Annotated in this window: 14 protein-coding genes, 1 tRNA gene and 2 pseudogenes; 8 read left to right on the forward strand and 9 right to left on the reverse strand. The window is 57.8% G+C overall.

The features are described from left to right. The first annotated feature begins 12 nt into the window (after positions 1–12). Positions 13–534 carry a M48 family metallopeptidase gene (locus ACKFRX_RS03850; protein ID WP_408919119.1) on the forward strand — a complete coding sequence of 174 codons (522 nt, stop codon included), beginning with the start codon at positions 13–15 and terminating at the stop codon, positions 532–534. On the opposite strand, the gene ACKFRX_RS03855 is transcribed toward ACKFRX_RS03850, so the two are convergent. Continuing rightward, positions 531–1,952, reverse strand: coding sequence for a zinc-dependent metalloprotease (locus ACKFRX_RS03855; protein WP_408928150.1), 1,422 nt, complete (start codon positions 1,950–1,952; stop codon positions 531–533). The genes ACKFRX_RS03850 and ACKFRX_RS03855 overlap by 4 nt on opposite strands. Positions 1,953–2,045: 93 nt before the next feature. Between ACKFRX_RS03855 and ACKFRX_RS03860 the strand changes: the two genes are divergently transcribed. After that, positions 2,046–3,110, forward strand: a complete 1,065-nt coding sequence (locus ACKFRX_RS03860; RefSeq protein ID WP_408919117.1) for a PDZ domain-containing protein — start codon at positions 2,046–2,048, stop codon at positions 3,108–3,110. A gap of 5 nt (positions 3,111–3,115) precedes the next feature. On the opposite strand, the gene ACKFRX_RS03865 is transcribed toward ACKFRX_RS03860, so the two are convergent. Both ACKFRX_RS03865 and ACKFRX_RS03870 read right to left on the reverse strand, forming a co-directional pair. Next, positions 3,116–3,784, reverse strand: coding sequence for a beta-N-acetylglucosaminidase (locus ACKFRX_RS03865; protein ID WP_408928151.1), 669 nt, complete (start codon positions 3,782–3,784; stop codon positions 3,116–3,118). Between the two features lie 46 nt (positions 3,785–3,830). After that, complete coding sequence (locus ACKFRX_RS03870) at positions 3,831–4,367, reverse strand: PPA1309 family protein (RefSeq protein WP_284792097.1); 537 nt, start codon at positions 4,365–4,367, stop codon at positions 3,831–3,833. A gap of 123 nt (positions 4,368–4,490) precedes the next feature. On the opposite strand from ACKFRX_RS03870, the gene ACKFRX_RS03875 reads away from it, so the two are divergent. Next, entirely contained in the window at positions 4,491–7,448 is a 2,958-nt protein-coding gene (locus ACKFRX_RS03875; protein WP_408928265.1) for a UPF0182 family protein, read from the forward strand. Positions 7,449–7,599: 151 nt separating this feature from the next. Then, a tRNA-Met gene (locus tag ACKFRX_RS03880) sits at positions 7,600–7,676 on the forward strand. A gap of 82 nt (positions 7,677–7,758) precedes the next feature. Here ACKFRX_RS03880 and ACKFRX_RS03885 read toward each other — a convergent pair. The 4 genes from ACKFRX_RS03885 to ACKFRX_RS03900 are packed head-to-tail and all read right to left on the reverse strand — an operon-like array spanning position 7,759 to position 10,959. Then, complete coding sequence (locus tag ACKFRX_RS03885; RefSeq protein WP_225745795.1) at positions 7,759–8,589, reverse strand: ABC transporter ATP-binding protein; 831 nt, start codon at positions 8,587–8,589, stop codon at positions 7,759–7,761. After that, positions 8,586–9,701, reverse strand: coding sequence for an iron chelate uptake ABC transporter family permease subunit (locus ACKFRX_RS03890; RefSeq protein ID WP_049156167.1), 1,116 nt, complete (start codon positions 9,699–9,701; stop codon positions 8,586–8,588). Before ACKFRX_RS03890 ends, ACKFRX_RS03885 begins: the two co-directional genes overlap by 4 nt. Further along, positions 9,701–10,726, reverse strand: coding sequence for an iron ABC transporter permease (locus tag ACKFRX_RS03895; RefSeq protein ID WP_049156169.1), 1,026 nt, complete (start codon positions 10,724–10,726; stop codon positions 9,701–9,703). The genes ACKFRX_RS03890 and ACKFRX_RS03895 overlap by 1 nt, the downstream gene beginning before the upstream one ends. Continuing rightward, on the reverse strand, positions 10,723–10,959 hold the full coding sequence (locus ACKFRX_RS03900) for a hypothetical protein (RefSeq protein ID WP_141745903.1): 237 nt from the start codon (positions 10,957–10,959) through the stop codon (positions 10,723–10,725). The genes ACKFRX_RS03895 and ACKFRX_RS03900 overlap by 4 nt, the downstream gene beginning before the upstream one ends. Positions 10,960–11,359: 400 nt before the next feature. Between ACKFRX_RS03900 and ACKFRX_RS03905 the strand changes: the two genes are divergently transcribed. Further along, entirely contained in the window at positions 11,360–12,376 is a 1,017-nt protein-coding gene (locus ACKFRX_RS03905) for an iron-siderophore ABC transporter substrate-binding protein (protein WP_408928152.1), read from the forward strand. A gap of 72 nt (positions 12,377–12,448) precedes the next feature. Here ACKFRX_RS03905 and ACKFRX_RS03910 read toward each other — a convergent pair. Further along, positions 12,449–13,709: pseudogene (locus ACKFRX_RS03910) on the reverse strand (IS3 family transposase). 576 nt (positions 13,710–14,285) lie between these two features. On the opposite strand from ACKFRX_RS03910, the gene ACKFRX_RS03915 reads away from it, so the two are divergent. From ACKFRX_RS03915 to ACKFRX_RS03925, 3 genes are all read left to right on the forward strand, one after another. After that, positions 14,286–15,143, forward strand: a complete 858-nt coding sequence (locus tag ACKFRX_RS03915; protein ID WP_239663622.1) for an ABC transporter substrate-binding protein — start codon at positions 14,286–14,288, stop codon at positions 15,141–15,143. A 404-nt stretch (positions 15,144–15,547) separates the two neighbouring features. Further along, complete coding sequence (locus ACKFRX_RS03920; protein WP_284788894.1) at positions 15,548–17,347, forward strand: siderophore-interacting protein; 1,800 nt, start codon at positions 15,548–15,550, stop codon at positions 17,345–17,347. 410 nt (positions 17,348–17,757) lie between these two features. Next, positions 17,758–18,330 carry a kinesin gene (locus ACKFRX_RS03925; RefSeq protein WP_408928153.1) on the forward strand — a complete coding sequence of 191 codons (573 nt, stop codon included), beginning with the start codon at positions 17,758–17,760 and terminating at the stop codon, positions 18,328–18,330. 2 nt (positions 18,331–18,332) lie between these two features. Here the strand turns inward: ACKFRX_RS03925 and ACKFRX_RS03930 are convergent. Next, positions 18,333–19,593 (reverse strand): annotated as a pseudogene (locus tag ACKFRX_RS03930) (IS3 family transposase). Between the last annotated feature and the right edge of the window lie 29 nt (positions 19,594–19,622).

The following is a 19,622-nucleotide window of genomic DNA, read 5'->3' on the forward strand; positions in this document are numbered from 1 at the left end:
CAATCACCTGTCATGTCGAGCACGCAGCCCACCGCACCGCAGCCCCCAGAGGTCAAAGTCATTCGCTCTGCCAAGCGGAAGAAAACCGTGCAGGCGCGCATGGTATCCGGGGTGCTCGAGGTACGCATTCCCGCGTGGATGTCCGCGCGGGATGAGCGTGATGCCGTCGCAGACATGTTGGCGCGGGTGGAGAAGAAACAGGGCAGTGGCCGCCGCACAGACGCCCAGCTCGAAGAACGTGCGCGGCGGCTCAACGCGGCGTATTTAGATGGCCGTGCAACCATCGGCTCTATTCGGTGGGTGAGCAACCAAAATACGCGGTGGGGTAGCTGTACTACCTCCACCGCGGATATTCGGCTCAGTGACCGGCTGCAACACGTGCCGGATTATGTGCTGGATTCAGTGATCATTCACGAGCTCACCCACACCTTCATCCCGCGTCACGGGCGGGATTTTTGGCAGTGGGCGGACAGGGCGCCCCGCGCTGAGCGGGCGAAGGGCTATCTTGAGGCCTATCAGCGCTGGGGCTTCTAGTTCTCTTCGTCCTCGGTGCCCTTGTCCTTCTTCTCGTCTTTGCTTTCCGGCTTCTCGGAATCCGTGGACTCGTCGCCCTGCGCGGCAGAGGAATCCTCGCCGTTCTTCAGCATTTCCTCCAGCTTGGCAAACTCTTCTTCGAAGCCCTCATCCGGGCCTTCGTCCAGCAGGGAGTCGATGAAGGCGGCCGGGTTATCGAGGTGCTCCGCAGTGGGCAGGAAGTCCGGGTGATCCCAAGCCTTATCGCGCTTTTCCGCGCCCACGGCCACAATGGCGCGGCGCCATAGCTCTGCGGCCTCAGAGACCTTAGGGGCATTGAGCTCGATGCCAACCACCTTGCTGAAGGCGTTCTCGGCGGAACCACCGGTGCTGCGGCGGTGTGCCCATGCCTGGGTCAGCTTCGAGGTCGACGGGATGCGCTCGCCTAGTGCCTCAGTAACCACGTGCTCGGCCCAGCCTTCTACCAAGGCCAATAGGGTTTCGAGGCGAGATGCGGCCGCAGTGTTCTTGGACGTGATGCGCGGGGAGAGGTCCATGCCCTGCAGCTTGCTCATCGCATCCTGGATTGCCTGTGGATCGCCGGACTCGAGGTTGAGTTCGCGGGTGACTTCCTCCAAGTGGGAAGTATCAATGACCAGGCCGATGGCATATTCCTCTACAGAGGAGACGATGCGCTCTACCAGCCAGGGCACGTGCTTAAACAGTCGCTGGCGGGCAGCCTCGCGGGCGGCAATATAAACCAGCACCTCCTGGCCAGGAACATTAAGCTCGCGGGCGACCTTCTGGATGGTCTGTGGCAACAGTGCCACGGTATTGGCCGGTGCGATGGGCAGGCCGAAATCGGAACCGGTCAGCGCCTGGGAGGCCAAATCGCCCAAGGCGTGGCCGAGCTGCATGCCAAAATTCATGCCAGACATCTGGTTCATCATCTTGGTCATGGGGCCCAACATCTCGCGCGCCTGTTCCGGCATGGAATCCAGCTGAGCATCATTCATGTGCTCGGCCACCGGGGTGACCATACGCTGCCACGCCGGCATGGTCTCTTCCAACCACTGCTTGGAATCCCAGGCCTTGGCCGTGCCGGAGGCGGTGGGCAAATAGGTGGCGTCATCAAGCCAGAGCTCCGCCAAGCGGACGGATTCTTCTACGGCCTTGGTGTCATCCGCGCTTACCGTCTTGGACTGCGAGATTTGCTGCAGGGCGATGCGCTTGGCCATGTCGTAATTGACTGGGCCGGAGTTTTCCGGCGAGTTCATGGAAGAGCCCATGCCGGATAGCATCTGACCGAACTGGTTCAGCATGTCACCGAGGCCGCCACCATTAGCGCCGCCGAATGCGCCGAACGGGTTCTGGTCACGACGTCCGTCATTATCGTCGTCATCGTTATTGGGGAAAGAAAAACCGAATCCGTTGCTCATGCGTCCTAATCTACCGGCACCATCCGGCTACTTTCCATGATCCCCGCTACGCTGACAGCGAACACTACGGCAAAGGTTGTAGGGTATTGATCCGTGAATTCTCCTGCTAGCCGTCGCGTCCGCACCATCGCCTGGGGTGCCATCCCCGTCGTCCTCACCGGTGCGTTGGTATCGCTTGACCATATCCCCGGCACCGATGTGTCTTTGACCGTGCCTTATGCCGCTGAGGGGCCCGGTCCCACGGTGGACACGTTGGGGGAGGTCGACGGCACCCAGGTCGTTGATGTTCAGGCACCGAAAACCTATGACACCGACGGCCACCTCAACATGACCACGGTCTCTGTGCGCACCAATATGACCCTGGCGCAGGCGCTGGGCCGCTGGATGATGACCGATGACACCATCGTGCCCATCGATACCGTCATTCCGCAGAACATGAGCGATAAAGAGGTAGAAGAGTCCAATAAGCAGGCCTTTACCCAATCCGAGTCTGCCGCGACCGTCGCCGCAATGGATTACCTCCACCTACCGGTGAAGATCACCATCGCGGAAGTTTTGGATGAGGGCGCGGCGCAGGGCACGCTGAAAAAGGACGATGTCATTACCGCAGTTGACGGCAAGGAGGTCTCGGAGCCAGGCGAGGTCCAAGACGTCATCAAGCAGAAAAGCCCTGGCGATAAGGCCACGCTGACCGTCCAGCGTGGCGGCAAGAAGCAAGAAGAAGAAATAGAGCTAGGGGAAAACCCTCAGCAGAAGGGGCAGGCAATGCTGGGCATCGCCATGCTCTCGGTCCCGCAAGACGATATTAAGGTCAAATACAACCTGCAGGATATTGGTGGGCCCTCCGCCGGCATGATGTTTACCCTAGCGGTTATCGATAAGCTCAACGAGGAAGATCTCACCGGCGGCAAGTTCGTGGCCGGTACGGGCACTATTCAGGAAGACGGTGAGATAGGCCCCATTGGCGGCATCCAACATAAAATCGCCGCGGCGCACGAGGCGGGTGCGGAGCTCTTCCTCGCGCCGAAGGATAATTGCTCCGAGGCCGCCGCGAGCGACCACGGCGATATGCCCATCGCGGAAGTTTCCACCTTGGATGAGGCAGTGTCCGCAATGAAGGACTTCGCGGACGGCAAGGATATTAAAACCTGCCAGTAGCCGGCCTACTTAGCTAGGCCCAGCTCCTTGATCTTCTCTTCCGGGTCTTCCTGATCGGAGGAGATCATCTGTTGCATGACCATGCCTTCTTTATTGTCCACTACGGTAATGACCGCGGTGGTTCCCAAGGTGGACCAGCCTACGACGCGGTCGCCGTCATCCTCAATGACCTGCGAGCTGCGCAGCTCGGTAAGCACCTGCGTGGTTTGCTTCGCCTTGGAGTGCGAGCGGAAGAACTGGAACTGGCCTACCTCTGGCCCAGAGCAGTTATAGGAATCGTCCCCGCCCGTGGAATCGCAGCGGTCAAAGAGGGCGAAAAGCTCCTTGGGCGCTACCGGAGCAAAGATGTCATAGGCCTTGGCCACAGACTTTTCCAACTTTTCGGTTCCGGGCTCCTTGCTTGCCGACGCCCCCTCCGACGCCTCCGAGCTTTCCGCCGCGCTCGATTCAGCGCTGGACTCAATGGTGGAGGAGCTAGAAGCGGTGCTGGTTTCCTCAGCGGTATTCGCCGCAGCGGCGGTGGTCTCGGTGCCGGCGGTGGTGGTCTCCACGGGGGCGTCGGCAGGCGCGGCATCGTCCGAGGAACAAGCGGCAGTGCTCACGCCTACACCCAGCAGAAGCGCTGCTGCGGTGGCGCGGGTGGCGGTCAGGCGAGTGAGAGTAGTGCGTCGCACGGTAGGAAAATGCTCCTTAGTCGCAGGCGAGAATTGTCACTTCAGTCTAATCTAGCGCATCCGGGTCTTGGTTCAGCCCATAGCGCAAAGCCGCAATGACCCCCGGAGCTACCTGTGGGCCGCCGCGTAGCTGGATGTCATCTTCTGCGAACGGTCCGGCTGCTTCCAGCTCCTCCTCGGTGGGGCGCAGCTGCAGCAAGGTGGTTTCGATGCCTTCCTCTCGCAGTGCCCCGGAATAAAGGCGCGCCGGGCGAGGGGAGGGGTCCTCGCTAGAGGTATCGCGGAACTTAATTTCTTGGGCCAAGATGACGCCGGCAACCTCCCGGGGCCAGGCCAGGCGGGAGACATAATCGGCCAGCTGTTCAGAACCGGGCTCAATGTTTTCGGGCACATTATCTTGCACGATGAGGGTAAGCGGCGCCGCGTCCTCTTCATCGAGCGCGGCAAGCTGATCGGCTACCAAGTGGGTGGGAACCAGCGCGAAGATGGTGGGCCGAGCGTCCCAGCCTTCCGCGTGGACGAATTCCACGGCTTCGGTCATCGCGCGGTTTAAAGCTGGCTGTGATAATTCGGGGGAACTCATGAACATCCTTATTCGTTATCTGTGTATTGCTTCCTTAAGCTGGAAGAAGTCTACAGGTTTTAAATTCGCACTAGTTGATTGGAGCTGGCGTTGTCCTTAGGGTCATCCACACCAGCCGCCCCGTTGAAGCGGCCCCCGCGGGTCGCGACAATCATTGCGGCCATCATTGCCGTCCTTTTGTTCTTCGGCCCCATGCTCGTGGGCGTGTACACGGATTGGAGGTGGTTTGGTGCGATTGAATACCGGAACGTCTTCACCACCGCGATTATTGCGCGAATAGTCCTCTTTATCATCTTTGGCCTTATTGCCGCCGCAGTGGTGTGGGCCGCTGGCTACTTTGCCTGGCGCGGGCGCCCGGATTCGCTCGACCTTGGGGACCTGAACTCGCCGGTGTATCAATACCGCAAGTCCATTGAGAAGTCCATGGGCGTCTTTTTCAAGGTCATCCCCGCCATCGTGGGCGTCATCGCCGGTTTCATCGGTCAGGCCAATTGGCGCACGGTGTTGCTCTTCCTCAACGGCCAGGAATTCGGCGAACAAGACGCCCAGTTCCACCACGACCTAGGTTTTTATGCCTTCACGTTGCCAGTTCTGAAGATGGTGGTGAGCACCCTATCCATCCTGTTGATTCTGGCCTTCCTCATCGCGCTTTTCGGCCACTACGTGCTGGGCGGCATCCGGATTGGCAATAAGGCCGCCGGTGTGCGCGGATCCATTTCCCACCCAGCCCGCCTGCAGCTGGCGGTAACCGCCGGCCTGTGGATGGTAGCCCAGGTCATTGGCTACTGGTTGGAGCGCTATGAGCTGCTTAATACCCAGCACGACCTCTTCACCGGTGGTTCCTATACCGATATCCACGCCTACTTGCCGGCGAAGATCATATTGATGATCATTGGCGTCTTTGTGGCCGTGGCCCTGTTTATGGCCGTTGTCATCAAGGATCTGCGCATCCCCGGCCTGGCAGTGGTGCTGATGCTGCTGTCCTCGCTGGTTATTGGCCAGGCATGGCCGCTGTTGATGGAACGCTTTTCCGTACAGCCCAACCGTCAAGCCAAGGAAGAAGAATCCATCGCCCGCAATATCGAGGCAACCCGCTATGCCTATGGGCTAACAGATGACCACGTCACCTATGAAGATAACTGGGGCGGGGATGAAGTCTCCGATGACAAGGTCGCCTCCGATAACGCCACCATCAATAACCTCCGCTTGCTGGATCCGGAGATCCTTTCTCCTACCTTTACCCAGATGCAGCAGTTGAAGAACTTCTACGGCTTCCCAGAGACGCTGTCGATGGACCGCTATGAGATCGATGGCAAGAAGCGCGACTTCGTCGTTGCCGCACGCGAGCTGGATCCGAACGAGCTGCGGGAGAACCAGTCGGACTGGATTAACCGCCACACCGTCTACACCCACGGCAACGGCTTCGTGGCAGCGCAGGCCAATAAGGTCGATGAGGTGGCCCGCGATGCAGGTTCTGCCCGCGGTGGCTTCCCCATCTTCACGGTTTCTGACCTGCAGACCCAGGCCGGCGAGGCCGAAGGCGAAGGCGAGACTCAGGATGCAGAGAAGTCCCTTGGCATTAAGGTAGACCAGCCGCGCATCTACTACGGTCCAGTCATTGCCGGTGCGGCCGATGGCATGGATTATGCGATTACCGGCAAGACTGGCGATAACCCGGTCGAGTATGACACCGATAGCTCCACCTACACCTATGACGGCAAGGGCGGCGTTGGCATTGGCAATATTTTTGACCGCACCATGTACGCCGCCAAGTATCGCGAGCTGAACTTCCTGCTCTCAGATCGCGTCGGCAGCGAATCGAAGTTGCTGTATGACCGTGATCCGCGCGAGCGCGTGGAAAAGGTTGCTCCGTGGTTGACCACCGATTCTGCTACCTACCCGGCCGTGGTTGATGGCCGCCTGAAGTGGATTGTGGATGGCTATACCACTCTGGAATCCTTGCCTTACTCCCAGCGTGCCTCGCTTTCCGACGCCACCCAGGACACCCTCAACCCTGATGGCACCACCCAGCGCTTGGTCAATGACAAGGTCGGTTATATCCGCAACTCGGTCAAGGCCACCGTCGATGCTTATGACGGCACTGTGGACCTCTACGAGTTCGACAAGAATGACCCGGTGCTCAAGGCCTGGCAGGGCGTCTTCCCGGACGTCGTTAAGCCTGAGGCGGAGATCTCCGATGAGCTGCGCGAGCACTTCCGCTACCCGGAGGATATGTTCAAGGTGCAGCGTGACCTCTTGGCCCGCTACCACGTGGATGACCCGAATGTCTTCTTCAATAACGATGCCTTCTGGTCCGTGCCGACTGACCCCACCGCGGAGGAATCCCGCCAACTCAATCAGCCGCCGTACTACGTGATGGCCGCAGATCCGAAGACCGGCAAGCCGACCTTCCAGCTGACCACGTCTTACCGTGGCCTCAACCGCGAGTTCTTGTCTGCGCACATGGCTGTATCCTCCGATCCGGAAAACTACGGCGATATCACCGTGCGCGTGCTGCCCACCAATACACAGACCCAGGGCCCGAAGCAGGCACAGGATGCGATGATGTCGTCCGACCAGGTCGCCCGCGACCGCACTCTGTGGGAGGGTACCAATGACCTGCACAACGGCAACCTGCTGGCCCTGCCGGTAGGCGGTGGCGAAATCCTGTACCTCGAGCCGATCTACTCGCAGCGCAAGGACCAGGCTTCTGCCTTCCCGAAGCTGTTGCGCGTGCTCGTCTCCTATAAGGGCCGCGTAGGCTACGCCCCGACTATTGGTGATGCCCTTGAACAAGTTGGAATCGATGCCAAGGCTGCCCAAAACATTGAGGAAGTCGAGGGCGATTCCGAGGACAAGGACGGCGCCAAGGATGAGAAGAACAAGGACGAGTCCAAGGACGATAAGCCTTCGGCTCCAGCTTCCGCTCCGTCTTCTTCCGACGAGGCGGGCGCCATCGATGACATCAACAAGGCCCTGAAGGGGCTTGAAGATGCACGCGATGGTTCCTTCGAGGAATACGGACGCGCCCTAGATGAGCTCGATAAGGCTGTGGAGTCTTATCAGAAGACGGACAAGTAGTTCCGGCTTATAATCGCGATGGATTAGGCACCTGCCCAGCGGATTTGGGTAGGTGCCTTTCCCTATGTATAGTTACATGAGTCGCCAGGACAGAGCGAATACACTTTGTGTTAACGCACTGTTCAAGCGCAGATGATGGAAGTCATCTCGACGCGGGGTGGAGCAGCTCGGTAGCTCGCTGGGCTCATAACCCAGAGGTCGTAGGTTCGAATCCTGCCCCCGCTACCAACTTCCAGGCCCTGACCAGATTAAGTTCCGGTCAGGGTCTTTTCTTATGCGCCACCCTAGTGGGTGGGCTTAGGCCTTGGGCCTAAGCCGGTTTCCTGAGCGGGACGATGAGCGGGTCTCCAGTCTCTGGATCCTCGATGACCCGCGCCCGCAGATCAAAAGCGTCCTGCAGTAGCTCTGCGGTGATGATTTCTGCGGGTGCGCCGGAAGCTATGACCTGCCCCTCCTTCATAATCACGAGATAATCGGAGTAGCGCACCGCCAGGTTCAGATCGTGCAGCACCATTACCACCGTTCGGCCAAGCTCTTGGCGCAGGCTATCGACTAGTTCGAGGATGTCCACGGAGGTCGCGAGGTCAAGGTACGTCGTTGGCTCATCTAGGAAAAGGATGTCGGTGTTTTGCGCCAGCACCATAGAGATCCATACGCGCTGGCGCTGGCCGCCGGAAAGTTCATCCAACGTACGGCTGGCAAGATCCGCAGAACCGGTTTGCTTTAGGGCCTCGAAGACCGCGTCTTCGTCCGTGGAGGACCACTGGCGGAACCATGCCTGATGTGGGTGCCGCCCGCGGGCCACCAGATCGGAGACCAATAGCCCTTCTGGGGCCACGGGGGATTGGGGCAGCATGCCCAGTATGCGGGCGACGTCCTTGCGCTTCATGTCCGAGATATTCTGGCCATCCACGCTCACGGTTCCGGTATCAAGGTTGAGCAGGCCAGACATGGCGCGCAGCAAGGTTGATTTACCGCATCCGTTGGGCCCCACGATGGTGGTGATTTTGCCGGCTGGGAAAGTGGCGCTGAGATCCCGGATGATGGTGCGCTGGCCGTAGCCCACGGTGACCGAGGAAGCATCCACGCCACCGGCGGTATTCGGGTGGTCTGCGCTTGGCTGGGGGATGGGGGAGGTCATGCGTCTGTGCTCCTAGTGCGTTGAACGAGTAGGTAGATGAGGAAGACGCCGCCCAGTGCGGAGGTGACAATACCCACCGGAAGCTCCACCGGCAGGACAGCCTGGGTCACGATGTCCGCACCGAGCAGTAGCACTGCGCCGGTAAGAGCCGAGGCCGCAAGCGGTGGGCTGGGTACCCCGCACAGCCGTAGTGCTACTTGGGGTGCTACAAAGGCGATGAAACCGATGGGGCCGGCAGCAGAAACTGCTACTGCAGCTAGAGCTACGGCCAATGCCAACATCGCCACCTGCACGGCGTTGACGCGCTGGCCCAGCGCTCGGGCGAGGTCGGGCCCCAGAGTGGTGGCCAGTGCTTGGTAGGCGATCCAGGCCAGCAACGGGGCGCAGACAAGCACAAGGACAACCATGGGAATGGTGGTGCTCCACTCCGACTTGGCCAGGGATCCTGTGAGCCAGAACTGTGCTTGGCTTGCATCCCGCAGTTCCGCGCGGACCATGAGGAAATTGATGTAGGAACTCAGCAGCGCGGTGATGATAATGCCTACGAGCACGAGGCGGTAGGAATCAGCTTGGCGTCGCCAAGCCAATGCCCAGATCACCATGGCGCTAAGAATCGCACCCAGCAATGCGGCTAGGGGAATTCCGATTCCGGCAAGCCAGCCGGCGAATCCACTGCCGCCGGCGCCAAGGACGATGACCGTTACGGCCATGGCCGAGGCACCCGTAGTGATGCCGAGGATATCGGGGCTGGCCAGCGCGTTGCGGGTGACCGTTTGGGTGAGCGCACCGGAAAGCCCCAGCGCGCAGCCGACCGCGATGGCCGTGGCCACTCGGGGCATGCGCCACTCCAAGACCACGAGTTTTTCCACGCGGGATCCTTGCCCTTGGAAAATCACCTCTAGTACTCGGGGAACGGAAATAGGGTAGTCACCCAGCCCGATGGAAAGCGCGCCTAAAAAGACGGTGAGCGCCGCGGCGATGATGCATACCAGCACCACCCGTGGGCGCCAGAGGAACGAGATGGGCCCAGCCCGGAATGGTACCCCGCCCGGCATCTGCCACGAAGCGCTTTGTTTATCTTGTACGGCCTGCGCAGCCTTGTTTCGTCGCATCACAGCGTCATCACCTTCTTTCGGTAGATCAAGGCGATGAAGAACGGCGCGCCAACGAAGGCCAATACGATGCCCACTTGGAGCTCGCCGGGGCGCGCGATGAGGCGGCCCACTACGTCAGCACATAGCAACAGCGCCGCGCCGGCTAGCGCAGAGTACGGCAAAATCCACTTATAATCTGGGCCGGTAAGAGCCCGGACGATATGGGGCACTACCAGGCCAATGAAGCCTAGCGGGCCCGCTGCAGCCGTGGCCGCGCCAGCCAGCAAGGCGATGATGCCCATGCCGGCCAGCCTTGCGGCCGCGGTATTGATGCCGAGCCCTGCGGCCACGTCGTCGCCTAAGTTCAAAATATTCAACTGCGGGCCGGTAGCGAACGCCAGGATCAGTCCCACCACTATGAACGGCAGGATTCCTAGCGCGATGTTCATATCCCGGCCGGCGAGGGAGCCGACGGTCCAAAAGCGCATCCGGTCCAGGTTATTCTCATTGGTGAGTACGAAGGCGCTGGTGATGGCGCTTAAGACCGCCGACAATGCGGCGCCGCCCAGCACTAAGGTCAAGGGATCGACGGCTGCCTTGCCTGCGGAGGCGAGGCCGAAGACCAGTGCCGTGGCAGCGATAGCGCCGAGGAAGGCTATCACCGCGGTGGCCCACGGGGCGGTGATGCCAAATAGCGCGAAGCTGACTACAACGCTTAGCGCCGCGCCGGAACTGACACCCAGGATTCCCGGATCCGCCAGGGGATTGCGGGTGTGGCCTTGGATTAGAGCACCGGCGACTCCCAGTGCCGCCCCCACGATTATGGCCAGGATGGTGCGCGGCAGCCGCAGCTCAGCTACCACGCGTTGGTTGGTGGAAACTTCGTCCTGGGCACCGCGTGCGGCCGGCAGTTCCCGCAGCGCGGCCCACACGTCCTCCGCAGGAATGGAGCGGGCGCCATACAGCAAACTGCAGATAGTGCCAACGAGGACCAGCAAGAGCAGAGCTCCTAGGCCCAGGAGGCGGGTAGTGCGCACACTCATGGCGTGGCCTCCAATCGCTGCTGCCGCTTGCCGATGCCCCCACTCCCAGCCAATAGTGCCCAGCGAGCACCGGCGCTGCGGCGGGTTGCCTTGGAGAGCTTCGGCTCACAGGTAGCGATGAGAATCCCTGAGCCGCGGGGTGGAGACAGGTACCTAGCTACTCCCGCTGGGCGGGGAGAGGAGCTGCGCCCGAGGCGTGGCTCAGGCAGTTGCTGGGTGTGATTGTCAATCATGGACAAGCATATTACCGTTTTCATGTAAGGTAAGCCTTCATTTAATTAAAAGACTGTAAAAGTGAAGGGCTGCAAGTCATCGCAACTGGCCCTAGGCGCCCACTATTTAGGTGAAACTCTATGCGGCACCTTTTGTAGTGCCTGTCTCAAAGTTGAGTGTGCTGCATGTGCATCGCATAGGCGGTGCCTGGAAATCTTTTGGTGACCAGCGTAACATTGATTATTTAGGCAAGCCTAAGTTATCCTTTTAACGTGCGAGAATATGTCATTGTCTCCAACGATTGGGGAACTTGGTTGCCCCCCCCATTTGGGTATAACCAACCAAATATTCTGACCTTTCCCCATTCGTGAACGGGCTAGGCCTTGCGCTGAGATCCGTCACCAGTAATAACGGAGAAAAATGACATTCAAGAAAATTCTTGTCGGTACTGCTACTGTGTTGGCTCTGGGCACCGCGGTGACGGCGTGTTCGACTGATGACCAATCCGAAAACTCTGCAGACTCCCAGGCGGTCAACGCCGAGCAAGGTGCATTCCCCACCACCATCGAGCATCGCTATGGTTCCACCGAAATCAAGGAAGTCCCGCAGCGCGTGGTCTCCCTAGGGTATACGGATCAGGACGCGCTGCTGGCGCTCGGAATCACGCCGGTTTCCGTGAAGTATTGGGATAGCATGACCCCAGACGGGCAGGCTGCGGGCAACTGGTCTAACGACAAGATCGAGGGCGATACTCCTCGAATCGACAAAGACACAGAGGTCAATGCGGAAGCTATCGCTAAGGACAAGCCAGATCTCATCGTTGCCGTGTACTCGGATATTGATGAAAATACATACAAGAAGCTGTCCGATATCGCCCCTGTCGTTGTGCAAAAGGGTGAATATAAAGAACTGCAGCAGCCATGGGACGTGACTACGGAAGAGATTGGACAAGCCGTAGGCAAGCCTAAAGAGGCAAAACATCAGGTGGAGCAGGTTAAAGCGAAGTTTGCAGACCTAAAGGACCGTCACCCAGAGTGGGCCGAGAAGGAACTCGGTGTGGCCACCGTCTCTGCCGACAGCCTGGCCGTCTTTGCTGAAGAAGATCCGCGCAGCCGCTTCTTTACCGAGCTGGGGTTCAAGATCAACCCCGCCTACGCGGCAATCACCAAGGATAAATTCTACGGCGAGGTCTCCAAGGAGAACGCTGATCAGGTTGATTCTGACGTACTGGTGTGGGATCAGTTGTCCTACGCTCCGACGCAGGACAAGGCTTCTGTTACCGAGGATCCAATCGTGAGCAAGCTACCCGCTGTGAAGGATGGGCACAGTGTCTACTTGGAAGGCGACCTAGAAAAAGCCTTTGGATGGCAAACAGTGCTGAGTCTGGACTACCTGCTGGATAAGATCGAGCAGCCGTTGGCGGACGTCACGAAGTAAAAGGACTCAATCGCTGAACCGTCCCCCGCGTGAATGTGTGAACTGCCCCCCGAAAGTTGGACTGGTTTAATTCTAGGCGGTTAGGGCTTCAAGGGTCTGATTTCGATATTGCATCGGGGTTAGACCCTTGAGTCGTTGTTGGATGCGTTCGGTGTTGTACCACCGGATGTACTCGTCGATTGCCTGGTTGAACTCTGCGACGGTGTCGAAGGCTTCTCCGTGGTACATCTCGGTTTTCAGGTGGCCGAAGAAGTTCTCCATGACCGCGTTGTCGTAGCAGTTGCCTTTGCGTGACATCGATTGGACTCCCTGGTGCTGGCTAATCAGGGTGCGCCATGATGAGTGCTTGTATTGGAATCCTTGATCGGTGTGGATCATCCAGCCCGGCTCTGGAGCACACGCTTTGATCGCCTGCGCCAACGAAGCCGAGGTAAACGCCGTAGACGGCGATGTGGCCACTGTGTGGGCGACGATTGAGCGGTCGAACAGGTCCATCACCGGTGAGAGATACACCTTGCGGCCAGCGACTTTGAACTCGGTGACGTCGCTGACGAAGACAGTGTTGAGCCTATCGGGGGTGAAGTTGCGCTCGAGTGTGTTCTCAGCGATGTAGCTGATTGTGCCAGTGTAGGAGATGTAGGGCCTGCGCTGGCGGATCTTGGCTTTCAAGCCCATGGCGCGCATGAGCTTGTAGACAAGTTTGTGGTTGACCACCCAGCCCTGGTTACGCAGGTCGAGCAGTACCCGCCGGTAGCCGTAGCGGTGTTTGTTGCGCTGAAAACTGTCCCGGATCGCTTGTTTGAGCTCGGCATGTTTATCCGGTGCGGTGAGTCGTTTTTGGTGGTAGAAGAATGTCGAGCGTGCCATGCCGGCCGCATCCAGGAGGTAGTCCAAGCGGTGGTGTGACTTGAGGATGACGATTGCCTGGGCTTTCAGGCGTGTCCCTGGTTCCTCAAGTTTCGCAATTTTTTTAAGTAGGCGTTTTCCGCTTCCAGCCGCTCAACCTGGCGGCGAAGCTTTTCCTCTTCCGTGAGGCGTTTCGGCGCAGCCGATCCTTTGGGCCTGCCCTTCGGCTTCGGGCGCAGAGCCTCGTCGCCGCCTCTGCGCCACTTAGCCACCCAGTCCTTGACGAGGTGGTCGGATGAAAGATTGAACTCTCGGGCAAGATCCATCATCGACTCACCCGCAAGATGACGTTCTACAACTTCCTTCTTCGCCTCGAAGGAGTAGTGCTGCTTGTTTGGTTTCTCCACGAGACATAGTCTGCCACGCAGTTGGAAACGGCGATAAAGTCTACGCGTTGCGTCTCTCGAGACACCGACAACACGAGCAGCGGCTCGGCAACCCATTCCCTGCTCGAAAAGCTCCACTAACTGCTCACGCTGAACTTCACTCAGCGAACTACGTGCTCTCAAAGAAAATGCTCCCCACTAGTTGTTGGCAACTGATTTCTCAGTCCAACTAATGGGGAGCAGTTCATGTGTGGGGGCGGTTTTCGCTTTGTGGGGAGCCGGTCGTTCCGCCGACCCGCCGCCCGGAAGTGCATCGTCAAGCAGCATTTTCTTAGGTCCGCACTTATTTATAGCCGGGGATGAGTCTTGTGCGGGTGTGGGACTAGGAGTCTTGTAAATAGGAAATATCTATAGGAAAATAGTTTAACAAATCTGTTGCAACGTGGCTTAGGTAACGCTAACCTAACGTGAAAGTTGCCTTCGGGTCTACCGGAAAATCCGATGAAAAGAGCTGAAAGGCAACCTCAGGAAACCGACTTTAAGGAAAAGGGATGTCAGTAAAAAGGGGCGCGCGGTCATTTATCGCTGCCGCTATCTGTGCCGGATTGGTTCTGTCAGGCTGCTCGTCGAAGGATTCAACCGATGAAGCGGCAACAACCTCCGAAGTTGCAGAGGACGTGACCATTGAGCACGCCCGCGGTACGGATACGTATCCGGTCAATCCGCAAAATGTGGTTGCAGTGGGGACGGCCGTTGATAACCTGCTGGAACTTGGAATTAAACCAGCAGCTGTTGTGCAGCATAGAATAGACAAGAATTCGCCTTGGCGTGAAGAGAAGCTCGATGGCGTCAAGGTAATCGATCAGACAGATTTCAAAACTCTGCCACAAGAACAAATCGCGGCAATCGAACCCGACTTCATCGTTGGTGACTACTGGACAATTTCTGAGGCTAATTACAAGGAATTGTCTGCAATCGCACCGACTCTCGGCGGAATCTCCGATAAGGGAGAGGGCATCGGCTGGGAATCTCAGCTAGAAGCATTGGGCAAGATCTTCAATAAGGAATCCGAAGCGAAGAAAGCCATTGAAGAGGATCAAAAGCGTTTCTCCGACGTGAAGGAAAAACTGCCTAACCTCTCCGGTAAGACCGGCATTGTTTCCCAATTTGCCCAGGGATCCTTTGGTGCCGTTGCTGACCCCGAGGATCCAGGTGCCTCCTTCATCTACGATCTGGGCATGAAGTTCCCGGACAAGCTGACGGACGGATCCGTTCCAGTTGATAAGGGCCGCGTCACGCTTTCTCCGGAAAACGTGTCCTACCTGGCCGCTGACTTTATGGTTATTTATAACCGCGACGGCTCAATCGAAGAATTTGAAAACATTCCGGGATACAAAGATCTTCCGCAGGTGAAATCCGATGCGACTCTTGCCGGTGATTCAGCCATCGTTGCCGGACTCAACAACCCGACGAGCTTGAGTCGAGCTTGGGTGCTGGATAAGACGATGCCGACGCTGGAAAAAGTTGGAAAGTAGTCAAGGTCCGCACAACTCCGATGCCTGCTAGGTGGGGCTTACTCCACTGCGGCAGGTAGTCGCCAACGCCTTCCGATTTATCGGAAGGCGTTCTCTTCAATGGACTGTATCCAAGGTAGTGGTGCGTCCGTTCTTGCCCTTCCGAAACCGAAAACCTGGCCTCACGCTTCCCGCATATTCGTCCATCGGTGCAGCACGATGACTGCATTAAAGGTATGTAGGTGAGCTGGAAAATGCTTGGCGCTGGGAGAGGCGTTCAAAGCACCAGCAAAAAATTAATAAGAAAATAGGCCATCGAACAAAGTGAATTAAAAGCCATCTAGACCGAGAGGGGAATGGTCTCAAATATGCCAAGGAACAGCCGGAGCAGGGAAATTTATCCAATTTCTTACCGGGAATTATATGTGGAAAACATCGAAGATATATCGCCAGCCATGCGGCGTATTACGCTTAGCGGGGAACAGCTCCAGGAGCATGAACGCGATGGTATTTCCGTTCCTTCATTGTTAAGCCATGGTTTTGATGACGATGTTCGGCTCATCTTCCCAGATCCGGAAACTGGAGAGCGGCCGCACCCAATCGCCCAAAACGATGGTAACCTTTTGTGGCCAGAAGCCGTTAAGAATCTATTCCGCACATACACGGTTCGCTACTTTGACGCTGTAAACGGGCGATTAGCAATTGATTTTGCGCGCCATGGTGAGGGCTTGGCCGAAAACTGGTCACAGAGTGTCCGCATCGGGGACCCCATTTTTGTGGCAGGCCCGAAGTCGTGTGCACAGTTACCCACGCACACCGATTGGCTTTTGTTGGCAGGAGACGAGACTGCGCTCCCAGCCATCGGCCGCTGCCTGGAATCGCTCCCGTCTGGGCATGATGCGATTGCGGTGGTAGAGGTTCCGACAAGCGCTGATATTCAAGACTTAGATATTCCGGATTCAGTACAGATCCACTGGGCGATACGTGACCAGGGCGAGGGCTTCGTAGAAAAGGCTAGTGCGCTCTTTGAAGAGAGCGCTGATTCACAGTTGCCTAATGGCGAAGCATACGTGTGGGCGGCGGGGGAGGCCTCCCGGCTGAAAACACTGCGACGTTTGTTCAAGGTTTCTGGAATTGCCCCTGAGCATCAGGAGATTACAGGATACTGGCGGCGCACTAGCCGGAAAGGCGGCAAAGAAAGCGCAACGAGCAGTAGCAATAGTGTCTTGCACAATATCCACGATTTGGCTGAGCTGAATTCAGCCTTTGCGCTCCGCACTGCCGTACGTTTAGGCCTATTCCAAGAGATCGATGCGGGTGCCAATACTGTTCCTGCCCTCGCTGCTGCAACAGATCTTCACGAGGAGGCGTTGCGGAGGTTTATCCGTTACCTGGCGGCTCTTGAACTTGTCGAAGTTAGCGAAACCACCCTCGCCTTGACCGCAATGGGAACGGAACTGGCGGACCCAGATTCAAATGTGGTGCGTTGGCTAAGCGGGCCCGCGCATCTTGAGGCGATGGCGCTGATGCGCCTTGAACACAGCCTTCGTACCGGTGAGTCGGCACCGCAAGGCGAAAGGGGTTTGCCATGGTCAGAATATGTGAGCCGTGACCCACAACTCGCCGCCGAGCGCTTTGAGCAAAAGAATGTGAGCGCTGGGTGGACTGCTCCATCCGCTGCACAGGCGCTGCAGCAGCACTTGGATGACACCGCTCGTGTTCTCATCATTGGCCAGGGAGGTGCAGTATATGCGGATGAAATTCTCCGGCGATGTGAGCAGGCCCAGAGCCGGATTATTACCGATGCGCCCTCGGAAGCAGTACTAGGGGAAATCGCAGGAGTTTCTCGTGAACGATGTGAAACGAGTGGCGACGGAAGCGGCTTCAACCCTACCGAGGCGGACTATGCGTGGGCAACTGATGTAATTTTCATTGATCCCTGGAGCGTCTTTGGTGGCAATGAGGTGGCTGCCCAATTAGGCCGGGCAACTCACGGGGATGCGTTCCGTCGGGCCTATATCCTTTCTGAGGTTCTCGAGGAAACCGGCGGCGATGAGCATTCCTATGAAGAGGACATGGTGAGGCTTTCGATGTTCGGCACCAAGGTGCCGACTCAGGACGATGTCAGCGCTGCTACCGCTGATAGCGGCACTTTAATTTCTTCAGCCACGGCTGTTGGCTGGGGCAAACACCTTTTCGTCCTGGAAGCAGAAGCGAATTCCTAAAGAAGAACCTCGGTAGGCCAAAATCCCCAAGCTTAACCTTTCATTTGCGGACCACGGTCCCGCGCGGGAGCCGGGTGGCTGTGGTTGCCATAAGCGTGGTGGACACGGTGAAGGAAGCGAACGTTGTTCAGCCGACTCCGTGGGCGAGAGCCTTTTCGACCGCGACGTTGTGTTGGCGCGGCGGCGGAATGCCCAAAACAACCGCGTTTGTCCACTTTTCGGCTCGATTTTTGGCGAAACGCGGTTGTTTTGAACAACCCGAGGCTCAGCCGTATCTCTCACTGAAGGGAGGGACACCGAAATCACAAAAGAGCCTTCCGGTTTTCCAATTCCGGTTCCCCGTGCACGCACCTTAACTTTCTGGAACGCTAGGATAGGAGAAAATAGATCTAGTTAAGGAGTACAAAGCAATGGCTAAAGAAACTGCACGCGCCCTTGGCCACGAAGTAGACGTGGACCGCGAGAAGTTTACCTACCTGGCATCCACTGATGCCGAGGGCAACAAGATTGAATCCGGCAAGGCTGCGGCAGCGGGAGCTGGGGCCGCAGGAGCTGCAGCTGCTGGAACTGCTGCTGCCGACGCCGCCGTAACGGCGAACACAGATGAGCAGAATGATGCCGCGACCCAGAGCGATTACGAGCCAAAGAACCACGTCGTTACCGGCGCTGAGGAAGAGCACGTCGGCACTGCGGCGGAGCAGCCCGATCTGCAAGAACAGTTGGACGAGGATAACGCGGACTATGAGCCCTTACAGCATGTGGTGGGCGAGGCCGAGCAAGAGCACATCGGCACCGCGCCGGAGCAGCCGGAAGAGAATGCGGAAGATGATGAGCGCGATGACTTTGATGACCTGAAGGACAAGGTCACCGAGGCCGGCAATGTCGTCGAAGAAGCCATCAACCGCGCGAAGGACTTTGTAGAAGACAAGGCCCAGGAGTACCAGGAAGGATTGAACTGCCCCCCGAAAGTTGGACTGGTTTAATTCTAGGCGGTTAGGGCTTCAAGGGTCTGATTTCGATATTGCATCGGGGTTAGACCCTTGAGTCGTTGTTGGATGCGTTCGGTGTTGTACCACCGGATGTACTCGTCGATTGCCTGGTTGAACTCTGCGACGGTGTCGAAGGCTTCTCCGTGGTACATCTCGGTTTTCAGGTGGCCGAAGAAGTTCTCCATGACCGCGTTGTCGTAGCAGTTGCCTTTGCGTGACATCGATTGGACTCCCTGGTGCTGGCTAATCAGGGTGCGCCATGATGAGTGCTTGTATTGGAATCCTTGATCGGTGTGGATCATCCAGCCCGGCTCTGGAGCACACGCTTTGATCGCCTGCGCCAACGAAGCCGAGGTAAACGCCGTAGACGGCGATGTGGCCACTGTGTGGGCGACGATTGAGCGGTCGAACAGGTCCATCACCGGTGAGAGATACACCTTGCGGCCAGCGACTTTGAACTCGGTGACGTCGCTGACGAAGACAGTGTTGAGCCTATCGGGGGTGAAGTTGCGCTCGAGTGTGTTCTCAGCGATGTAGCTGATTGTGCCAGTGTAGGAGATGTAGGGCCTGCGCTGGCGGATCTTGGCTTTCAAGCCCATGGCGCGCATGAGCTTGTAGACAAGTTTGTGGTTGACCACCCAGCCCTGGTTACGCAGGTCGAGCAGTACCCGCCGGTAGCCGTAGCGGTGTTTGTTGCGCTGAAAACTGTCCCGGATCGCTTGTTTGAGCTCGGCATGTTTATCCGGTGCGGTGAGTCGTTTTTGGTGGTAGAAGAATGTCGAGCGTGCCATGCCGGCCGCATCCAGGAGGTAGTCCAAGCGGTGGTGTGACTTGAGGATGACGATTGCCTGGGCTTTCAGGCGTGTCCCTGGTTCCTCAAGTCTCGCAATTTTTTTAAGTAGGCGTTTTCCGCTTCCAGCCGCTCAACCTGGCGGCGAAGCTTTTCCTCTTCCGTGAGGCGTTTCGGCGCAGCCGATCCTTTGGGCCTGCCCTTCGGCTTCGGGCGCAGAGCCTCGTCGCCGCCTCTGCGCCACTTAGCCACCCAGTCCTTGACGAGGTGGTCGGATGAAAGATTGAACTCTCGGGCAAGATCCATCATCGACTCACCCGCAAGATGACGTTCTACAACTTCCTTCTTCGCCTCGAAGGAGTAGTGCTGCTTGTTTGGTTTCTCCACGAGACATAGTCTGCCACGCAGTTGGAAACGGCGATAAAGTCTACGCGTTGCGTCTCTCGAGACACCGACAACACGAGCAGCGGCTCGGCAACCCATTCCCTGCTCGAAA

This window comes from Corynebacterium tuberculostearicum, from assembly GCF_046097465.1.
Classification (GTDB): Bacteria; Actinomycetota; Actinomycetes; order Mycobacteriales; family Mycobacteriaceae; genus Corynebacterium; species Corynebacterium tuberculostearicum_I.